This window comes from Mesorhizobium sp. SEMIA396, assembly GCF_024518615.1.
In the GTDB taxonomy this organism is placed as follows: domain Bacteria; phylum Pseudomonadota; class Alphaproteobacteria; order Rhizobiales; family Rhizobiaceae; genus Mesorhizobium.
Window position 1 is genome coordinate 213,834 of sequence record NZ_JANIFC010000011.1, and the last position, 18,402, is coordinate 232,235.

The 18,402-nt window shown below is 62.0% G+C and carries 22 protein-coding genes; 14 read left to right on the plus strand and 8 right to left on the minus strand.

The features are described from left to right. Positions 1–79: 79 nt before the first annotated feature. The 3 genes from NP503_RS25170 to NP503_RS25180 all read left to right on the plus strand — a co-directional run bounded on the left by NP503_RS25170 (position 80) and on the right by NP503_RS25180 (position 3,588). Positions 80–1,855, plus strand: coding sequence for a M48 family metallopeptidase (locus NP503_RS25170; RefSeq protein ID WP_127267381.1), 1,776 nt, complete (start codon positions 80–82; stop codon positions 1,853–1,855). 197 nt (positions 1,856–2,052) lie between these two features. Beyond that, positions 2,053–2,856: an alpha/beta fold hydrolase gene (locus NP503_RS25175; protein ID WP_127267384.1), complete on the plus strand. Its 804-nt coding sequence runs from the start codon at positions 2,053–2,055 to the stop codon at positions 2,854–2,856. A gap of 114 nt (positions 2,857–2,970) precedes the next feature. Further along, on the plus strand, positions 2,971–3,588 hold the full coding sequence (locus NP503_RS25180) for a hypothetical protein (RefSeq protein ID WP_127267380.1): 618 nt from the start codon (positions 2,971–2,973) through the stop codon (positions 3,586–3,588). Here the strand turns inward: NP503_RS25180 and NP503_RS25185 are convergent. Next, positions 3,572–4,495: a metallophosphoesterase gene (locus tag NP503_RS25185; protein ID WP_127267379.1), complete on the minus strand. Its 924-nt coding sequence runs from the start codon at positions 4,493–4,495 to the stop codon at positions 3,572–3,574. The genes NP503_RS25180 and NP503_RS25185 overlap by 17 nt on opposite strands. Before the next feature lie 53 nt (positions 4,496–4,548). Between NP503_RS25185 and NP503_RS25190 the strand changes: the two genes are divergently transcribed. Beyond that, on the plus strand, positions 4,549–5,043 hold the full coding sequence (locus tag NP503_RS25190; protein ID WP_127267378.1) for an NUDIX domain-containing protein: 495 nt from the start codon (positions 4,549–4,551) through the stop codon (positions 5,041–5,043). A 1-nt stretch (position 5,044) separates the two neighbouring features. On the opposite strand, the gene NP503_RS25195 is transcribed toward NP503_RS25190, so the two are convergent. Both NP503_RS25195 and NP503_RS25200 read right to left on the minus strand, forming a co-directional pair. After that, on the minus strand, positions 5,045–6,037 hold the full coding sequence (locus NP503_RS25195; RefSeq protein ID WP_127267377.1) for a glutathione S-transferase family protein: 993 nt from the start codon (positions 6,035–6,037) through the stop codon (positions 5,045–5,047). A 77-nt stretch (positions 6,038–6,114) separates the two neighbouring features. After that, positions 6,115–6,279 (minus strand): hypothetical protein, encoded by a 165-nt coding sequence (locus tag NP503_RS25200; RefSeq protein ID WP_164748917.1) that lies wholly within the window; start codon positions 6,277–6,279, stop codon positions 6,115–6,117. A gap of 29 nt (positions 6,280–6,308) precedes the next feature. Between NP503_RS25200 and NP503_RS25205 the strand changes: the two genes are divergently transcribed. The 6 genes from NP503_RS25205 to NP503_RS25230 all read left to right on the plus strand — a co-directional run bounded on the left by NP503_RS25205 (position 6,309) and on the right by NP503_RS25230 (position 11,144). Continuing rightward, complete coding sequence (locus tag NP503_RS25205) at positions 6,309–6,845, plus strand: GNAT family N-acetyltransferase (protein WP_127267376.1); 537 nt, start codon at positions 6,309–6,311, stop codon at positions 6,843–6,845. 61 nt (positions 6,846–6,906) lie between these two features. Then, on the plus strand, positions 6,907–7,668 hold the full coding sequence (locus tag NP503_RS25210) for a 3-hydroxyacyl-CoA dehydrogenase (protein WP_127267375.1): 762 nt from the start codon (positions 6,907–6,909) through the stop codon (positions 7,666–7,668). 6 nt (positions 7,669–7,674) lie between these two features. Beyond that, entirely contained in the window at positions 7,675–8,856 is a 1,182-nt protein-coding gene (locus NP503_RS25215; RefSeq protein ID WP_127267374.1) for a CaiB/BaiF CoA-transferase family protein, read from the plus strand. 31 nt (positions 8,857–8,887) lie between these two features. Then, the gene (locus tag NP503_RS25220; protein ID WP_127267373.1) at positions 8,888–9,667 is read left to right on the plus strand and encodes a HugZ family protein; all 780 of its coding nucleotides are present in this window, start codon (positions 8,888–8,890) and stop codon (positions 9,665–9,667) included. 152 nt (positions 9,668–9,819) lie between these two features. Continuing rightward, the gene (locus NP503_RS25225; protein WP_023809905.1) at positions 9,820–10,164 is read left to right on the plus strand and encodes a helix-turn-helix transcriptional regulator; all 345 of its coding nucleotides are present in this window, start codon (positions 9,820–9,822) and stop codon (positions 10,162–10,164) included. A 164-nt stretch (positions 10,165–10,328) separates the two neighbouring features. Then, entirely contained in the window at positions 10,329–11,144 is an 816-nt protein-coding gene (locus tag NP503_RS25230) for an RNA methyltransferase (protein WP_127270377.1), read from the plus strand. A gap of 91 nt (positions 11,145–11,235) precedes the next feature. On the opposite strand, the gene NP503_RS25235 is transcribed toward NP503_RS25230, so the two are convergent. Beyond that, on the minus strand, positions 11,236–12,372 hold the full coding sequence (locus NP503_RS25235) for a hypothetical protein (protein WP_127270376.1): 1,137 nt from the start codon (positions 12,370–12,372) through the stop codon (positions 11,236–11,238). A gap of 190 nt (positions 12,373–12,562) precedes the next feature. Beyond that, positions 12,563–13,099, minus strand: coding sequence for a DUF1134 domain-containing protein (locus tag NP503_RS25240; protein WP_236382921.1), 537 nt, complete (start codon positions 13,097–13,099; stop codon positions 12,563–12,565). A gap of 391 nt (positions 13,100–13,490) precedes the next feature. On the opposite strand from NP503_RS25240, the gene chpT reads away from it, so the two are divergent. Both chpT and NP503_RS25250 read left to right on the plus strand, forming a co-directional pair. Continuing rightward, positions 13,491–14,120 carry a histidine phosphotransferase ChpT gene (gene chpT / locus NP503_RS25245; protein ID WP_024504504.1) on the plus strand — a complete coding sequence of 210 codons (630 nt, stop codon included), beginning with the start codon at positions 13,491–13,493 and terminating at the stop codon, positions 14,118–14,120. 239 nt (positions 14,121–14,359) lie between these two features. Continuing rightward, the gene (locus NP503_RS25250) at positions 14,360–14,764 is read left to right on the plus strand and encodes a PleD family two-component system response regulator (RefSeq protein ID WP_127268016.1); all 405 of its coding nucleotides are present in this window, start codon (positions 14,360–14,362) and stop codon (positions 14,762–14,764) included. 102 nt (positions 14,765–14,866) lie between these two features. On the opposite strand, the gene ctrA is transcribed toward NP503_RS25250, so the two are convergent. Next, positions 14,867–15,562 carry a response regulator transcription factor CtrA gene (ctrA, locus tag NP503_RS25255; protein WP_006203583.1) on the minus strand — a complete coding sequence of 232 codons (696 nt, stop codon included), beginning with the start codon at positions 15,560–15,562 and terminating at the stop codon, positions 14,867–14,869. A gap of 452 nt (positions 15,563–16,014) precedes the next feature. Here ctrA and NP503_RS25260 point away from each other — a divergent pair, with 452 nt between their 5' ends. After that, positions 16,015–16,392 carry a flagellar export protein FliJ gene (locus NP503_RS25260; protein WP_013529907.1) on the plus strand — a complete coding sequence of 126 codons (378 nt, stop codon included), beginning with the start codon at positions 16,015–16,017 and terminating at the stop codon, positions 16,390–16,392. Positions 16,393–16,478: 86 nt separating this feature from the next. On the opposite strand, the gene NP503_RS25265 is transcribed toward NP503_RS25260, so the two are convergent. After that, on the minus strand, positions 16,479–16,877 hold the full coding sequence (locus tag NP503_RS25265) for a helix-turn-helix domain-containing protein (protein WP_127268015.1): 399 nt from the start codon (positions 16,875–16,877) through the stop codon (positions 16,479–16,481). 90 nt (positions 16,878–16,967) lie between these two features. Between NP503_RS25265 and NP503_RS25270 the strand changes: the two genes are divergently transcribed. Further along, the gene (locus NP503_RS25270) at positions 16,968–17,894 is read left to right on the plus strand and encodes an NADP-dependent oxidoreductase (protein ID WP_127268014.1); all 927 of its coding nucleotides are present in this window, start codon (positions 16,968–16,970) and stop codon (positions 17,892–17,894) included. 62 nt (positions 17,895–17,956) lie between these two features. On the opposite strand, the gene NP503_RS25275 is transcribed toward NP503_RS25270, so the two are convergent. Further along, positions 17,957–18,232, minus strand: a complete 276-nt coding sequence (locus tag NP503_RS25275; protein WP_013529904.1) for a DUF1153 domain-containing protein — start codon at positions 18,230–18,232, stop codon at positions 17,957–17,959. Between the last annotated feature and the right edge of the window lie 170 nt (positions 18,233–18,402).

Genomic DNA, 18,402 nt, shown 5'->3' on the forward strand with positions numbered 1-18,402 from the left:
ACGGGGTGTATACTTGTGTGGTGGTGCGGGACCTATATGATCGCGCCTCAACCTGTGCCGACTTCGAGAGGATCGACACTTGCAGCATGCCACGCCTGCCGCCCCCGCAGTGCGCGAGACACTGGAGCGACTGCTTGCCAGCCAAACGTTCGGCCGATCCGAACGCGCGCGCAAGCTGCTGCGTTATCTTGTCGAACGTGAACAGGCCGGCGAAGCCGACAGGCTCAAGGGCTTTTCCATTGCCATGGATGTTTTCGGCAAGGACGGCGACTTCGATCCGTCCACCGATGCCGTGGTGCGTGTGCAGGCAGGCAGGCTGCGCGAGCTTCTGCAGCACTATTTTGCCAATGAGGGAATTGCCGAGCCGGTCCGCATCGCCATTCCGCGCGGCGGCTATGTTCCTGCCTATGAATTGAACGCGATCCGCCTGCCGGATATTGCCGAGTCTGTTCCCGAACTCAGGCTGGACGGCGCCGCATCCACCGATCGGTCAAACGAAGCCGGCACGGGCATGCTGGAGGCGATGTCTCTGGCTTCCGTACCGTCTTCGCCTGCCCCCTCGGTGGCGCGCCATCTCCGCTTTTTCTGGATGGCGATCGCCTTGGTCATCGCCATGCTGGGCGTACTGATCCTTCGCCAGGGCAGCACTGCCTTGCTGGCAGGCGGCGACATCTCGGCAATGCCGGAGATCGCTGGCGCAACTGCAAGCATCACGGCATCGGCAAGGGCTGACGCTCTGCCGCAAGTCTATATCGGACTCAAGGCTGACGGCCCCGACGCCAGCCGTGTCGCCGCATCGCTGCGCGCCGGCCTGAGTGGCTTCGATACGATTGACTTCATCGGCCGCGACACCGTCGGCGATCCGGCCGACGACGCGACGAGCTTCATATTCGACGTCCTATCTGGACCGGACGCGGGCGACATCACCATAGAACTGCAAAGCATGGCGTCCGGACGGGTGCTTCTATCGCGCAATCTCACCCCCGCCGACAGCGCACCTGCAGCGGTCGAAGACCGTATCGCCGATATGCTTAGCTCGGCACTCCCCGCCTCCGGCACCATCTACAACTATATCGAGCAGACCGGCACGCCAAACGGTCTGACGCAATGCCTGCTGCTCAACGGCAAATATTACCTCGACCAGAACGCCAGGACCCATGAGGCAGCCTACCGATGCCTCGAGAAGCTGGCCAATGGTGGAACCAAGTCCTCGCTCGTCTATTCGGAGCTTGCTTCCCTGCATCTCGAGGCGGTGTCCGATCATTACGCCTATCCGCCCAATGCGACGATTGAGACAGCCGTCGAGTTTGCCCATCGCGGCGTGCAGATGGGTCCGACCAGCCCTTATGCGCATCGCTCCTACGGCTATGTCAGTTCGCGCCTCGGCAATACGGACGAAGCGATCCGCTGGATGCGCAAGGCCTATGAACTCAACCCCTACGATCTCGGCATGGCCGCCGCTTACGGCTACGGGCTGATCTTCGCCGGACGATATGCTGAAGGAACGCCGATCCTCGATCATGCGGTGGAGACCTTCAGCGGGCACCCGACATGGTGGGATTACGGGCTGTTCGTCGGTGAGTTCATGCTCGGCGACATGAACAAGGCGGTCGCGGCCAGCATGGCATTGAGAACGACGGCAACGAAATCACACTATCTGGCGGCGCGGCTGGTCGGCGCCAAGGCTGCCGGACAGGATCATCTGGTGAGCACGCTGCTGAAACAACTGACCACCGAGTTCCCCAAATTTGCCGCCGATCCGCGGGCGACTTTCGTCGAGCGGAAATATCCGGCCGACCTGACCGACCGGCTGGTCCAGGCACTCCGCGCTGCCGGGCTCGGCAGCCCAAGCTGACACCATCGACGTCCGCGCACTGGCTGCGCCGCGTCCCGATGGATTTCCTGCGCTCCATCGCAGATTGCCGATTGGTCGCCAGGTTCTGTACACAACCGTACAAATCGCGAAAATTTTACTGGTCATCACGTTGGACTAGGAGCAATTCAGCCACCATTGGGTGTCGCGCATTCTGCAATAACAAAAAATCAGCTTTCATGACCGCATCACTTTTTGCCGCCGAAGAGGGTGTTGGCTCGAAGGCCATCGTCCTGCTGCACGGTTTCGGCGGCTGCCATGATGTATGGCACGAGGTGATTTCCGCCCTGACGCCTTCCACGCATACGCTGGCCTATGATCTGCCTGGGCACGGGTTGTCGCTCGATTTTCCCGCCGCCGGTCCCGCCAGGGTGGCAGCCAAGGCCGTGCTCGCCGATCTCTCGGAGCGCCGCCTGAAGCGCGTTCATCTCGTGGGCCACTCGATGGGCGGTGCCGTGGCGGCGCTGATGGCGCTGGCCGAGCCCGAAAAGATAGCCTCGCTGACGCTTCTGGCGCCGGGCGGCCTTGGCCCCGAAATCAATGGACCGCTGTTGCGCCGCTATGCCGAAGCCGCGGATCGGTCCGAGATCCGCTCCTGCCTCGCCGTCATGTCGGGACCATCAGCCCCGCCGCTCGAACATACGGTGGACACCCTTTGGGAAATGCGCAGGCGACCCGGCCAACTCGAAAAGCTCGTCGAGATCGCAGCCGCCATGACCGTGGACGGTCGGCAAGGCGTCATCCCGCACGATCGCCTCGATGGACTGAACATGCCGGTGATGGTGGCATGGGGAATCAGCGATGCGGTGCTGCCCTTTACCCAGGCGGATGACCTGCCGGCGCATTTTCACGTGCACCACGTGCTGGAGGCCGGCCATATGCTGGCTGAGGAAGCCCCCGACCTTGTTGCCGAGATCATTCGCCGCAACACCAATCGTCGCGCCAGGCCACACCGCCAGAAATTCGCCGCCGCAGCCAGCTGACCTTTTTCGCGCACGACAACCTTCCTGGACACCCCGGGGCCGTCGATCTCGCCAGTGCATTTTGCCGGCGGCTGTGTTAACCCGGTGTTAACCAAACCTACGAGGCGGACGCCGATGAAGGAAGCAGGCGAGAAGACCATCGACCAGTCCAAGAAACTGTCCGATGCCATCCGTGATGTCAAAAATGCCTTCGCCGACCGCGACGACGTCGTCGTCGACATGCGCGAGGCGCATCGCATGCGTCTCGATCTGCTCGCCGCCGAACTGGCACCGGTTTTTGCCGATGTTCCGGCCGATATGGACAATTTCGACTTTGTCGTCTCGTCCGGCTTGCAGCCGCGCCTGTGGATCGACGCCATCAGCCATGTCGCCATGGGGCGCGACCGCCGGACCTATCGCTTCCTCAAGGACACCCGTATCGGCCGGGTGGTGCTTGCCGAATCCACCGAGATGAAGCCGGTTGCCGATTCCGTGACACGCTATGTCGCCGAGCGCATCGTCGAGCGTCAGAGGATGCTGGAAGGCGGCGTCGAACCCGCCGTCGCCGGCCTGAAACGTGCGTATGTGCCGGAAGCCGAACCGCCGCTGCGCGCAACGGAGCGCGGCAAACGCTGGTCGGCCCTTCTGTCCGGGCTTGGCCTGGTCGCTGCCGGCGCACTGGTCGGCCTTGTGGTGTCGGTCGTCCTGTTCTGGGACCGCATCGTGGCCATGGTTGTCAATTTGCGGCCATAGCGGCCTCGGCGCCAAGCTCCACCGTCTGCAGATCGGATGGCGGTATGGACGGCCCGGTCAGGCCGCGCCGTGTCAGCCGGATCCGCCAATTGCCCTTCTCGCCGTCAATGTCGAACAGATTGTACTGCGCCGCCGGGTTCTTGCCGCCCGGCGCCTGGCCGGCGGCAGCGACACCGACCGCCGGGATCCTGACGCCGCGACCGCCGATGAAGAACAGCGACGGCAGATGCGAATGGCCGTGCAGCACAAGGTCGGCGCCGTGATGGCGAATGATCTTGTTGAAGCGGGCGATGCCGAACAGCCGCTTGTGCTGCGGGACCGCGCCGCGCACCGGCGGATGATGGATCATGATGGCGCGAAACAGCCCCTGTCCGGCGGTATCCCCGAGGATTTTGCCGAGCCGCTTCGCTTGGCCTTCCATGAAGAAACCATTGGCCATGAAGGGTGCCGTGGCGCGCGCCGTCGAGACACCGATCAGCGCGACGTTGCCGCGCACGCGCAAATAGGGAAATGCGTTACGATCGACCGGCGTGTTGACGCCGTCGCCGCTCATCCACGCCGCCCAGGATCGGCAGACCTTGTCGAAGGCGCCTGGCACATAGGCGTCGTGATTGCCCGGAACGACCGAAACATCATGCGGCGGTGCCAGCGTCTCCAGCCAGTGCCTGGCCATCTCGATCTCGCCGTCGAGCGCCAGATTGACCAGGTCGCCGGTGACGGCGAGGTGGTCAGGCGTGTTCGCCTTGATGTCGGCGACGATCGTGTCGATGACCGCATCATGCATATGGCGGCGGCGGTTGCGCTGCCAGTTGACATAGCCGAGCACGCGCTTGGAGGCGAGATCGCGATAGGATACATCGGGGAGCGGCCCCAGATGGACATCGGAAATATGCGCGAGCCTGAACATACAACCTTCATAGGCGACCCGCGCACGGCTTTCCACCCACGGTTTCGCTATCAATGACGAGCCCTGAAGATGCCTTCCGCCAGACCGGCTGGCCAGGTTTGAGGGCCAGGCTGTTCCATCTCTATTTCGTGCTGCGGAGGCCGATGACGCTTGGCGTGCGCGGCCTGATCCACGACAGGGCGTCCAAGTCCGTCTTCCTCATTCGCCATACCTACGTACCAGGCTGGCAGCTGCCCGGCGGCGGCGTCGAAGTCGGCGAGACGATGAACGAGGCACTGGCCCGTGAACTGGCCGAGGAAGGCAACATCGCTCTCACCGCCCCGCCGGTGTTCAAATCGATGCATTTCAACCGCCGCTCCAGCCGCCGCGACCATGTCGGCTTTTATTTGCTCGAGCATTTCAGCCAGACGGCGCCGAAGCGGCCGGATCACGAAATCGCCGAAGCCGGCTTCTTCCCGCTCGACCGCTTGCCGCAGGGCACGACGCCGGCGACGCTGCGCCGGATCGCCGAGGTTTTTGACGGCGAGCAGCCCTCGCCCTACTGGTAGATCAGGCTGCCGCTTTCTCGAAGCGCGCCCGGTCGTGCCATGCGGCATAATCCAGATCCGGTCCGACAGGCACGATCCGCGTCGGATTGATCGTCTGGTGGCTGCCGTAATAGTGCGCCTTGATATGATGCATGTTCACCGTCCCGGCCACACCAGGCACCTGGTAGAGATCACGCAGATAGTTGGACAGGTTCGGGTAGTCGGCGATACGGCGCAGATTGCATTTGAAGTGGCCGACATACACCGGATCGAAGCGCACCAGCGTGGTGAACAGCCGCCAGTCGGCTTCGGTGATACGATCGCCGACGAGATAGCGCTGCTTCGACAGCCGCTCCTCCAGCGCATCCAGCGCTGTGAACACTTCACCGAACGCCTCTTCATAAGCGCGTTGCGTGGTGGCGAAGCCGGCGCGATAGACGCCGTTGTTGACCGCGGGATAGACCAGCGCATTGATGCGATCGATCTCGCCGCGCAATGCCTTCGGATAGAAATCGAGGCTGGCGTCGCCCCATTCGTCGAAGGCTGAATTCAGCATGCGGATGATTTCGGAAGACTCGTTGGAGACGATGGTCTGCTCCTTTTTGTCCCACAGCACCGGCACAGTCACCCGGCCCGAATAGGCGGGATCGGCCTTGGCATAGATCTGGTGCAGGAAGTCGAGGCCATAGAGCATGTCGCCCGTGGCGCCGTCCTCAGCCACGAACGTCCAGCCGTTGGCGCCCATGAAATGATGCACCACCGACACCGATATGACGCCTTCCAGCTTCTTCAGCGCGCGAAAGATCAACGTCCGGTGGGCCCACGGACAGGCAAGCGAGACATAGAGGTGATAGCGGCCGGGCTCGGCGTTGAAACCACGCGTCCGGCCTTCGGCAGGCGCCCCGTCAACGGTGACCCAGTCGCGCCATTGCGACTGCGTCCGCACGAACCTGCCACCATTGTCCGCTGTATCGTACCAGCGGTCCTGCCACCTTCCTTCGACCAGCATTCCCATACAAATCTCCTTGCGTCCTGTTGGTTGATGTAGGCGCAAGGCTGCCCTGTCGAAGACGTCAGGTGCTGAACAGACCGTCACTTGGCGGAAATGACGAACAAAACGGCCGATTGCAGCGGCGGGAAATTGATGCTAGCGGACAATCCGCATGTTCGATTTTGCTTCGATCCGGTTTTACCGACGACGAAAGGGCGCCCGCGCTTGATGAAGCGCTGACTGGCGAATGCTGCCGTTTGCAGCAACCTTTCCTCCTTACCGGAACGCAAAGACCATGAGCCTTGCCGACGTGAAATACCTGCCGGAAACCCCGGCGCACGACCCCGAGATCGAAGCCATCAATGACGAAGCCTTCGGGCCGGGCCGCTTTGTGCTGGCCGCCTACAAGATTCGTGAGGCCGGAGGGCACGAGCGTTCGCTGTCCTTTGTCGCCGTCGATGGCGACATCGTCGTCGCCTCGGTGCGCATGACCCGCATCGCCGCCGGTGCCGGCCGCGCATTGATGCTCGGGCCGCTCGCGGTGCGGCCGGCCTTCAAGAATCTCGGCATCGGCCGCCGGCTAGTGGCGATCGCGCTAGAGGCCGCCGCCAAGACCGGCGCACCTGCCGTCATGCTGGTCGGTGACGAGCCCTATTACGGGCCGCTCGGTTTCAAGCGGATTCCGCGCGGCCAGATTTCGATGCCGCGCCCCGTCGATCTCGACCGGCTGCTGTCGCACGAGATCGCGCCGGGCGCGGTCGCCAGGCTCTTGGGCGAGGTCTGCCACGCCGATCAGGCCAGGGTGGCCGATCCTGTCGCGGCGATGGCTTGACCTTTCCCGTCGATCTGGCGCCTGATCCGTCCCACTGTTCCTGAGATCAAAGGATGACGTCATGAACCCGAACGGCCAGATCGCGATCGTCACCGGCGGCGGCTCCGGCCTTGGCGAGGCAACGGCGCGCGCGCTGGCCGCCAAGGGCGCCCGCGTCGCCATCTTCGACGTGGGTATTGACCGCGCCGCCAAGGTCGCGGCCGAGATCGGTGGTATTGCCGTCCAGTGCGACGTCAGCAGCGCCGACAGCGGAACCGCTGCGCTCGCCGACGTAGCCGCCAAGCTTGGCGAGCCGCGGATCCTGGTCAACTGCGCCGGCATCGCCATCGGCGTGAAGACGATCGGCAAGGATGGTCCCCACCCCCTTGATCAGTATCGCAAGGTGATCGAGGTCAATCTGATCGGTACGTTCAACATGATCCGCCTCGTCGCCGAGCGCGCGTCGAAGCTCGAGCCGCTGCAGGGCGGCGAGCGCGGCATCATCGTCAACACCGCTTCGGTTGCCGCCTATGATGGCCAGATCGGCCAGGCCGCCTATGCGGCATCCAAGGGCGGCGTCGTCGGCATGACGCTGCCGGTGGCGCGCGACCTTGCCCGTTCCGGCATCCGCGTCTGCACCATCGCGCCCGGCATCTTCAAGACGCCGATGATGGCCGGCATGCCGCAAGAGGTTCAGGATTCGCTGGGCGCCGCCGTGCCTTTCCCGTCGCGCCTGGGCGAACCGTCCGAATATGCCGCTCTCGCCCTGCACATCATCGAGAACCAGATGTTGAACGGCGAGACCATTCGTCTCGATGGCGCCATCCGCATGGCGCCGAAATAGAAGGTCATGAACGCCGGCCTGTCCGCTGCCGCTAAAACCGGTCCGCTGACCGGGCTGAAGGTGATCGAGATGGCCGGGCTCGGACCGGTGCCGCTGGCCGGCCTGATGCTGTCGGAGATGGGCGCGCAAGTGTTGCGCATCGAACGGACGGGGACGAGCGAGTTCCTGTCGCTGCCGGATGAGTACAACATCGACCGCCATGGCCGCGCCCTCCTGCGCCTCGACCTGAAGCGCCGTGAAGGCACCGATCTGTTGCTGCGCCTTGCCGAAAAGGCGGACATGTTGCTCGAAGGGTTTCGCCCGGGTGTCATGGAACGGCTTGGCCTCGGCCCCGAAACGGTGCTGGCGCGCAACCCGGCGCTGATCTACGGCCGTATGACCGGCTTCGGTCAGGACGGCCCGCTCGCCGGCCGCGCCGGCCACGACATCACCTACCTCGCCTATAGCGGCGTGCTGCACGCCATCGGCCATGCCGACGGCCGTCCCGTCCCGCCGCTCAACCTTGTCGCCGACTATGGCGGTGGCGCCATGATGCTGATTGCCGGCGTGCTGGCCGCCCTGTTCCAACGTTCTCGCACGGGCAAGGGTGACGTCATCGACGCCGCGATGGTCGACGGCGCCTCGATGCTGGCGGTGCCCCTGCACGCCTTGACGGCGGCCGGCTTGTGGAGCGACAAGCGCGGCGCGAACCTGCTCGATTCCGGCGCCCCGTTCTACGACACCTATGAGACGTCGGACGGACGCCATATCGCCATCGGCTGTCTCGAGCCGCAATTCTTCGCCGAATTCGCCAGGCTGCTGCCGCTCGACGAGCGCTTTGCGTCCGGCCAGTACGACAAGGCCCTGTGGCCGCCGATGCGCGCCGCCATTGCCGATCGGATCCGGCAGAAACCACGCGACGACTGGGACCTGCTGTTTGCCCAGACCGATGCCTGCGTGGCCCCCGTCCTGTCGCTGCAAGAGGCGAAGCACCACCCGCACAATCGGGCACGCAACGCCTCTGTGACGACAGGTGCATTTGAGCGCCCGGCCCCCGCGCCGCGTTTCTCGAGCTCGCAACCGACATTGGCCACTATGCCAGGCAATGAGGATTTGTCGCCATCGGCAATTCTGGCACGTTTCGGCTTTGCGAAAGCCGAGATCGACGGCCTTGTCAAATCCGGCTTGCTGACCGATAACGATAACTAGAGAAGAAAGATCAACTTACTGCGGTGCTGCCTTGGACGAGCCGAAAAAGGACGTGATCCGCGAGACGGACGCCGAAGCGATCCGGCTGGCGAAGACGCTTCTGCGCAGCGCCCGCTTTGGCGCCCTGGCGGTGATCGAACCGCAAACCGGCTCGCCGCTGGCCAGCAGGGTCGGCGTGGCCACCGACATCGATGGCGCGCCGCTGATCCTGGTGTCGATGCTTTCGGCGCACACCGGCGCCCTGCTTGCCGATCCGCGCTGTTCCCTGTTGCTCGGCGAACCGGGCAAGGGCGACCCGCTGGCGCACCCGCGCCTGACATTGATCTGCCAGGCGGCACGGCTTGAGCGCGGATCAGGCGAACACGCCCGCGCCGAGCGCCGCTATCTCAACCGCAATCCCAAGGCGAAACTTTACGCCGGTCTCGGCGACTTTTCGATCTTTCGCCTCGATCCGCAACGCGCCAGCCTCAACGGCGGCTTCGGCAAGGCCTATCAGCTCGATCGATCGGATTTGCTCGCCAGCGGACCGATCGTCGAGGAACTCGCGGCGCGCGAACAATCCGCCATCGACCACATGAACGCCGACCATCTCGACGCGATCGCCGTTTACGCACAGCATTTCGCCAAAGTATCCGGAAACGGCTGGAGTGTTGCCGGATTCGATGCCGATGGCATGGACCTGGTTTCGGGCGACGATGTTTGCCGGGTTTTTTACCCACAACCTCTGGCGGCGGCAGGCGAATTGCGGCACGTTCTGGTCGATATGGCCAAGGCCGGCCGAGCCATTGTCGACGCCGGGACGGAGACTTAATTATGCTGGACCAAAAGCAACACTTGAGATTTAAGTGAAATGCTCTACCTTTTGGTGACGCTGAATCGCCAGCGCCGATCGACAAGTGAATTTATGGAATCAGACGCCATTGCCCCCATGGCGTCGGGATGAACAGGAAGCATGGGGGATCGATGGTCTCGACAAAGCTAATCGTGAACGCCGAATCGGCGGCAGAGTTTCTCATGCTGATGGGCAATGAGAAGCGACTGTTGATCATGAGCTACCTCGCCGAAGGTGAGATGTCGGTTGGAGCCATTGCCGAGAAGGTGATGCTCAGCCAATCCGCCCTGTCCCAGCACCTCGCCAAGTTGCGGGCGCTCGACCTAGTCGAGACCCGCCGCGACCGGCAGATGATCTACTACTCCTGCAAATCCGACGCCGTGCGAGAACTGCTTGTCATGCTGGACGGCATTTTCGGCAGCGGCAAGGATGATCTGTCCCAGATGGCGCACCGTTTGCGCCGTGCTGGAACCTGACCACATAGCGCCGATCTCGCCGGCGTTTTCAGAGCGACATGCGCCCATCCGGGGCGCATAAAGCTGGCTGATTGTCCCGAATCGTCGCATCGTGCTTTCCAAACCAGGTGAGCGCCGGGAAGCGGTCCGGATTTTCGGGCCGATGCGACGGTCGCGAGGAATGCATGGATCCCATTCGCATCGACGACCCGCAAGATCCGCGCGTCGCTGCGTATCTCGACATTCGCGAGCGTGACCTCGCCGGCCGGCAAGGCCGCTTCGTCGCCGAAGGCAAGGTGGTGCTCGACCTGCTGCTCTCGACCGGGCGCTTTGCCGCCGAATCGATCCTGGTCCTGGAAAACCGGCTGGCAGGTCTCGACAACATCCTGAGCAAGGCGCCCGCCGACCTCCCGGTCTATGTCGCCACCAGCGCGGTGATGGACGCTATCGCCGGATTTCATATGCATCGCGGCATCCTGGCCATTGGCCGCAAGGGAGAGCCGCAGCCGGCCGAAGACCTGCTCGACGGCTTGCCGCCTCGGGCGCTGGTCGTGGTGCTCGTCGGCATCGCCAACCATGACAATGTGGGCTCGATCTTCCGCAATGCCGCCGCCTTTGGCGCTGACGCGGTCCTGCTGGATGCGACATGCTGCGACCCGCTCTATCGCAAAGCGATCCGCGTTTCGGTCGGCGCCGCGCTCAAGATCCCTTTCGCATCGTTCTCCGACACCGCCGGCTTCACGACGATGCTCGCCCGACGTGGCTTCGATCAATTCGCGCTGTCGCCACGCGGGAAGACCGACATCCGCGATGCGCAGCGCAGCAAGCGCCTGGCGCTCTATCTCGGCACCGAGGGCGAAGGCTTGCCGGACGACCTGCTCGCAAGCCTGCACGACGTGCGGATCACCATGGCGGAAGGCTTCGACAGCCTGAATGTCGCCGCGGCTTCAGCCATTGCGCTGCATCATTTTTCGGCCAGAGCAATTCCAGGAAAAGTGTGAAGCGGTTTTCCGTCCAGAATTGCGTCAAAGCAAAGAGTTAGGGCATTTCGCCGTTTCCGTGAAACGGTGAAATGCTCTAAGGAGGCCTGATTCAGCTTGTCGCGTCAGCCTTCTGCAGCGCGCGCACGCGGTCGGCAAGACTGCGGTCACCGTTGCCGGAGCGGGCGTCCGACGGTACTGCCAATGCCTTGGCGATCGGCGAACCAGGCCCCTCGAGCTTCGCCGTCAGATGGACGACCTCCGCCGCCAGCGCGTTCATCTGCTCGCGCAAGGCGGAGCTGCTGTCCGTGGCCTTGGACGCGGCCAGTGCGGTGAGGTCGGCCTTCAGCCGCTTGTTCTCGCGCGCCAGCGCCGTCAGCCTCGCCTCGAGCTGCTCACGGTCACTGTCGAGCTTGGCGATTGCCTTGTCCAAATCATCACTCCTGGCGACATCGCCGCCTTTGCCGACCAGCCGCAAGGCTGGCGCGCTGTCTTCGGATTTCGATCTTTCGCGCATGCGTGCCAGTTCCTTTTCGCGGCGGTCGAGTTTGTCTTCGCGATCGGCAAGTGTGGCCAGCAGCCGTTCGACCTTCTTGTCGAGTTCGGCGGTCCTTTTCTTCTCGGCTTTCAGGGCCTCCCGCGCGGCCTTGCTTTCGGCCGCGATTTCCTGGCCGCGCCTGTCGGCTTCCTTGCGCTGGCCGCGCAGCATCGCAATGTCACTGGCGAGCTTCTGCATTTCGGACTCTCGCGCCACGAGTTCGATCTGCCGGCTGCTCGAGGAAAAACTGGCGTCGTCATACATGCGCTCCAGCTTTTGCAGCTCAAGTGCACGCTTTTCCAGCTTGCGTTCGGTTTCCTTCAGACGCTCCGAAAGCTGCTGCAACTCGCCCTCTCGCTGGCGCAGCGCTTCGTTCTTCGCACCCAGTTCGGTCAGCGCCTGGTTCTTGTCCGTCCGCTCGACCGCCAGGCCCTTCATGGCCTCGCGACCGCGATTGATCTCGACCAGTTGTTCGGCCGTCTTCTCTCGCAACGCCTTGACGCTGATTTCCAGGCGGCGCGTCGTCATGGCGTATTCGGCGCGGATGCGATCCTTGTCCGCCTGGATTTCGGTTTGCGTCAGAGGGATCGAGGATTCGACGCGTCTGCGTGTAAGCGTGACCGCACGACGCCATATGGCCGGAGCCACCATGAGCGCCAGAAAGCCAGCACAGAGAAAGCCGAGGACGAAGAACAGGACCGACTGGACCAAGTGACTACCCGTTGTGGCCGGTAAGCATCAAACCAGATAAACCAAAAGCGCATGGAGCGCTTTGACTGTGCCACGTTGACATGGCGGAAATCCAGCGTTGCGGCAAGGGTTTGCCGCAACGCCACGAGTTTAATGCATGTCGACCCAAAAGCGGTCCCGGTTTTGTGCAACGACAGCCAAGGACTTCAGCTTAGAACGGATTCCAAGTGGCGCGCTCGGTAAGCTTCAGATAGCCGAGATTGACGCCAAGCCGGGCACCGACACCGGTGCGGATCGGCACCAAAACCACATTGTTGTTCTTCAGCACGTTGAAGCCGACGCCAGCCACCACATAGGCCGAACCGGCGACGCCGCCATAGCGGTTGTAGAGGCTGCCCACATCGTCGAGATTGTAGACCAGCATCATCACCCGCGACCCCTCGCCGCCGAAATCCCAGCCGAGCGATGGGCCTTGCCAGAACACTTTGTGGTCGCCGGCATTCTTGGTGTAGAGCGTGCCTTCGCCATAGGTCAGGCCACCGATCAGCGCGCCCGAGCCCTCTTCGCCCAGCAGATAGCCGTTGGGCAGGCCGTAGGAAGCAAAAATCTTCTCGACGACTGTGGCGAGCCCGCCTGATGTCGCGCCGAAGAACTTGTGACCGGAATCGACAATCTCCTGAGCGGTGTATTCCTGGGCCCGCAGGGCTGAAGTCGAGAAGACGAGAACGCCCAGGAGCGTGACCGCCATTGAGAAGACACGGAGAAAGCTCCGGTCGTAGTATCGGGAAAACATGCTTCCAATCTCCGTCAGGGAGCACCTTCGCCGACGCCTCGCACCCCGTACGGCTCTTTTAGCCGGCCGTTAAGGGTAACTGTTAGGGGCAAACTATGCCGTAATCCTTTTTCAACCATTAAGCTCCCACATGAACATGGCGGTTCGAAGGCTGTTTGGGGTCGCTCAAGTGGGGCCGGCAGCCTGCGTGAACACGCCATTTGCCACAACCACAATTTGGATTTGTTGCTGCACGCACGGGCGCTGTGTATTCAGAAAGCCCGAGGAGAGAGTGTGTGATTCGTGTGGCAGGCGACGATCGATCGCCCGGCCATGAGTTGTGAGATTTTGCAGGGATTTTTCGCCGATGGCCGATCTGTTCACCCTTTCCGCACCCGATCTGGCAGCGCTTTTGTGCAGCCGGGTCTGCCACGATATCATCTCGCCGGTCGGCGCGATCAACAACGGGCTCGAATTGCTTGATGAAGGCGGCGCCGACGAGGACGCCATGAAGCTGATCCGTCAGAGCGCCCGCAACGCTTCGGCCCGCCTGCAGTTCGCCCGCATCGCCTTTGGTGCCGCCGGCTCGGCCGGCATGTTGATCGATACCGGCGATGCCGAAGCGGTCGCCATCGCCTTCCTCAAGAACGAAAAGCCGGAACTGACCTGGAACGGGCCCCGCGCGTTGCTGCCCAAGAACAAGGTCAAGCTGCTGCTCAACCTGATCCTCGTCGCCAATGCCGCCATTCCGCGCGGCGGCAAGCTTTCCGTGACGCTGGAAAATCTTGAGACCGAACCTCGTTTCGCGCTTGCGTCGGCTGGCCCGATGCTGCGTGTGCCGCCGAAATTCCTCGAACTGCATTCCGGCCACAAGCCGGAGGAACCGATCGACGCGCATTCCGTGCAGCCCTACTACACGCTGCTTCTGGCGCGCGAAGCCGGCATGACGATATCGATCCACGCGACGCCGGAAGAAATCGTGCTTTCTGCGGCCTGATTGCGCAGCCGATAAAGCGAAGTATTTCTACATTGAAATCTGTAATTCCAGCTCATCGACTTGAGATGCGTCTGGTCGTCCAGGCAGCGCCAAAGCATTCGCGAATAAAAGTAGGCACCTGCCTATCTTTGTAAAAATTTTACCTAACGCCTTTTCGGCTTCTTTACCAGATTGGCCTATGGTGCGTCCTGGATGCCCCCGACGCTACCGGACTGCCAGAAGGCAAAGAGGACCCGGAAATGAAACGCTGCATGTTCGTCGACGATTCAAGCGTCATCAGGAAGGTTGCAAAACGCATCCTGGGCGGCTCCGAAATGATTGTCATCGAGGCCGCCAGCGGACTGGACGCGCTGGAGATGTGCGCCGCCGATATGCCCGACATCATCGTCGTCGATGGCGCCTTGCCTGACGTACCGGCGGTCGATCTCATCCGTCGCGTCCGCGCCATGGAGAGCCCGATAAGGCCGCAGATCCTGATTTCCCTGGTCGAGCTCGATATTGCTTCGATCATGCGGGCCAAGCGAGCCGGCGCCCAGGGCTATCTCTTGAAGCCGTTCAACCGCCCGCAGCTGCTCGAGCGCTTTCGCACCTTGAAGAGCGCACCTGATTCGGTACCCTTGAGCAATTCCAGAAAAAGTGCGTGACGGTTTCCTGCTCAGCAGCCCAAAACAGACCCTTACCAGCCGTCATGCAAAAACCCGGCCGAAGCCGGGTTTTTTATGGAAAAGATTCGAGCGATTCGTCGCTCAGGCGCTGACGCGAATGTCTTCCGGTTCGCGCAGCACATAGCCGCGCCCCCAGACCGTTTCAATGTAGTTCTGACCGCCCGATGCCGCGTCGAGCTTTTTGCGCAGCTTGCAGATGAAGACGTCGATGATCTTCAACTCAGGCTCGTCCATGCCGCCATAGAGGTGGTTGAGGAACATTTCCTTGGTCAGCGTGGTGCCTTTGCGCAGCGAAAGCAACTCCAGCATCTGGTATTCCTTGCCGGTCAGGTGCACGCGCTGGCCGCCGACTTCGACGGTCTTGGCATCGAGGTTGACCACCAGGTCGCCGGTGGTGATGACCGACTGGGCGTGGCCCTTGGAGCGCCGCACGATGGCATGAATGCGGGCAACCAGCTCATCCTTGTGGAACGGCTTGGTCATGTAGTCGTCCGCGCCGAAGCCGAGGCCGCGCACCTTGTCCTCGATGCCGGCCATGCCGGAGAGGATGAGAATAGGTGTCTTGACCTTGGAAAGGCGAAGCGTTCTCAAGACCTCGTAGCCCGACATATCGGGCAGGTTGAGATCGAGAAGAATGATATCGTAGTCGTAGAGCTTGCCTAGATCGACGCCCTCTTCCCCGAGATCGGTCGTGTAGACGTTGAAACTTTCCGATTTCAGCATCAGTTCGATGCTTTGTGCGGTTGCACTGTCATCTTCTATCAGCAGAACACGCATTTCATTCCCCTTTTCTGCTGCCGGACCATTTCACGACCCGTCCGGACCCGGAGCAGTGGTTGCCTTGTGCAGAGGCTGCCATTGAATGGTTAACAAATCCTAATTTCCCGTCCATGACGGTACCAGATTTTTTAACCTCTTTCTACACCCTCTTGAATCTAATAACGAATCTCAGAACCAAATTCCTAATGCAACACATTAACAACCTGGACTAAGCGACTCCAGGGACTCATCGACGTCGCTTCCGCATCGGTGGCCGGAATTTTTACCCGGCCTTAAGTCCTGACCCGTATGATTAACAATGCCCGTAAACGAATGGTTACCGCCGGCAAAAAACTTTAGGGTTTTGTTTCCCATAGTTCGGGGAAAGGCGGTGGACACGGGTGCGGCCTGGGCGTTTCCAGGTGGTTTGGACGATAAGTGCGGGTGTGCGTTTCCGGGAGTACCGAATCATGAAGTCACGTGAAAACCTCGTTCGGCTGAAACAGTTTCAGGTGAATGAGAAGCGGCGGCAGCTGCTCCAGCTCGACATGATGATCGCCGAGTTCGAACGCATGGCCGTCGAGCTGGAGCTTCAGATCACCGCCGAGGAAAAGAAGGCCGGCATCACAGACATCAACCATTTCGCCTATCCGACCTTCGCCAAGGCGGCTCGCCTGCGCCGCGACAACCTCAGGAATTCCCAAAGCGACCTCGCCCAGCAGCGAAGCGCCGCCGAATCATTACTCGGCGAAGCTGAAGCGGAGCTTTCCAAGGCGGAAATGCTGGAATCGCGCGACACGAAGATCCGCGAAGCCGAAGTCGGTGGCCGCAGCGCCATGATCGGCTAAGACCTGGCGGTTTGCCGCACCAACGCTCGCCATCAGGCTGGCGCATTGTCGCGGCTTGCGGCTCCGGCGGGAAAAATGAACCCGCCCTACGCGGCCAAATCCCCTTCACTCTCGGCAATTGCCCTTGCACGGGCATCCTTGATATCCGGCGCATGCTGCTCCGCCCATGACCTGATCTGGGTAAGCAGCCCCGCCAGGTTCTGGCCGAGCTCGGTCAATTCATATTCGACGCGCGGCGGAATGACCGGGAAGATCTCGCGCCGCACCAGGCCGTCGCGCTCGAGCACCCGCAGCGTCTGCGTCAGCATCTTCGGCGTGATGCCCTCGAGCTTCCGGGCAAGCTCGCCATTGCGCAGCCGGCCTTTGCGCAGCGCGCAAACCACCAGATAGACCCATTTGCTGGCCAGCATCTCCAGCACGGTGTGCGAAGGACACGCCCGCCGGAACGCATCATAGCCGAAACCGCAATCATCTTCACTATCCATGAGGTGCGTATATATCAGGAAGGTACATACTGGACAAGGGGATATTACTATCCAAATGATAGTGGCACCAACCAAGCAGGAGACATCTCAATGCGTGCCGTTATCCAGAATTCCGTCGGCGGACCCGACGTCCTTGTCATCGCCGATCAGCCGGATCCCACGCCAGAGACCGGCGAAGTGCTGGTCCGCGTCAAGGCCGCAGGCATCAATCCGGTCGACGGCGCCGTCCGTGCCGGCTACTACCCCTTGCTCGGCGAGCCGCCTTACATCCTGGGTTGGGATATCTCGGGAACTGTCGAAGCACTCGGCGCCGGCGTCACCGGCTTCAAGATCGGCGACGAGGTGTTCGGCATGCCGCGCTTCCCCAAGCAGGCGGCGGCCTATGCCGAGCTGGCTGCCGTGCCTGCCGATCAAATCGCACTGAAGCCGAAGAGCGCGGACCACCTCAAGGCAGGCGCCTTGCCGCTGGCCGGCCTCACCGCCTGGCAAGGGCTTGTTCGCCACGGCGGGCTGAAATCGGGGCAGCGCATATTGGTCCATGCAGGAGCCGGCGGCGTCGGTCATCTGGCGGTGCAGATCGCCAGGGCGCGCGGCGCCTACGTTGTCGCCACGGTCAGCCCGGGCAAGCTCGATTTCCTCCGCGAACTCGGCGCCGACGAGGTCATCGACTACACCAAGGGCGATTTCACCGATAAGGTTCGCGACATCGATCTGGTGCTGGATCCAATGGGCGGCGACCACGCCCAACGCTCGCTGAAGGTGCTCAGGCGTGGCGGCGTTTTGGTGTCATTGCTCGATGTCGGCGACAACACCAGGACCCAGGCCGGCGCGCGAGACATTCGGGTCGAGCGTATGTCCGTCGTTCCCGACAGGGAGGGCCTGGTGGAACTGGCTCGGTTGATCGATGCCAACAAGCTCGCCGTCCATGTGGCGAAGAGCTTCCCGCTGGACCAGGCGGGGGCCGCTCACGCCTTCCTCGCCACCAAGCCGATCGGCAAGGTTGTGCTATCGCTCTGAGCGGGAACGGTGAAAACAGAAGGGCGCGGGGTTAGCCGCGCCCTTCGTCTAAATTCGCAATGTCAGTGCCGGTATTGCTGGATGCGTGTCGTGCGCAGCCCGGCAAGGCCATATTCGTCGATCGACGCCTGCCAGGACAGGAATTCCTCGGTGGTGAGCTTGTAGCGTTGGCATGCCTCGTCCAGGCTCAAAAGCCCGCCGCGCACGGCCGCAACCACTTCCGCCTTACGCCGGATAACCCAGCGACGTGTATTGGTCGGCGGCAGATCGGCAATCGTAAGAGGGCTGCCGTCAGGCCCGATAACATATTTGACTCTCGGTCTAACCAGATCGGTCATCGTACTCTCTACAAAAAACTCAAAGACCCAATCCCCGCCACGTTACCGCCACAGCTTTAAAAATTGCCTAAGCAGACCCTAATGACTAGGTAAGGATCATGAACGCCGCGTTAGTCTTTTCGCCGGCATTTGAAACATCTGCCCGCAAACGCTGATTTGCCGGGGAAAAT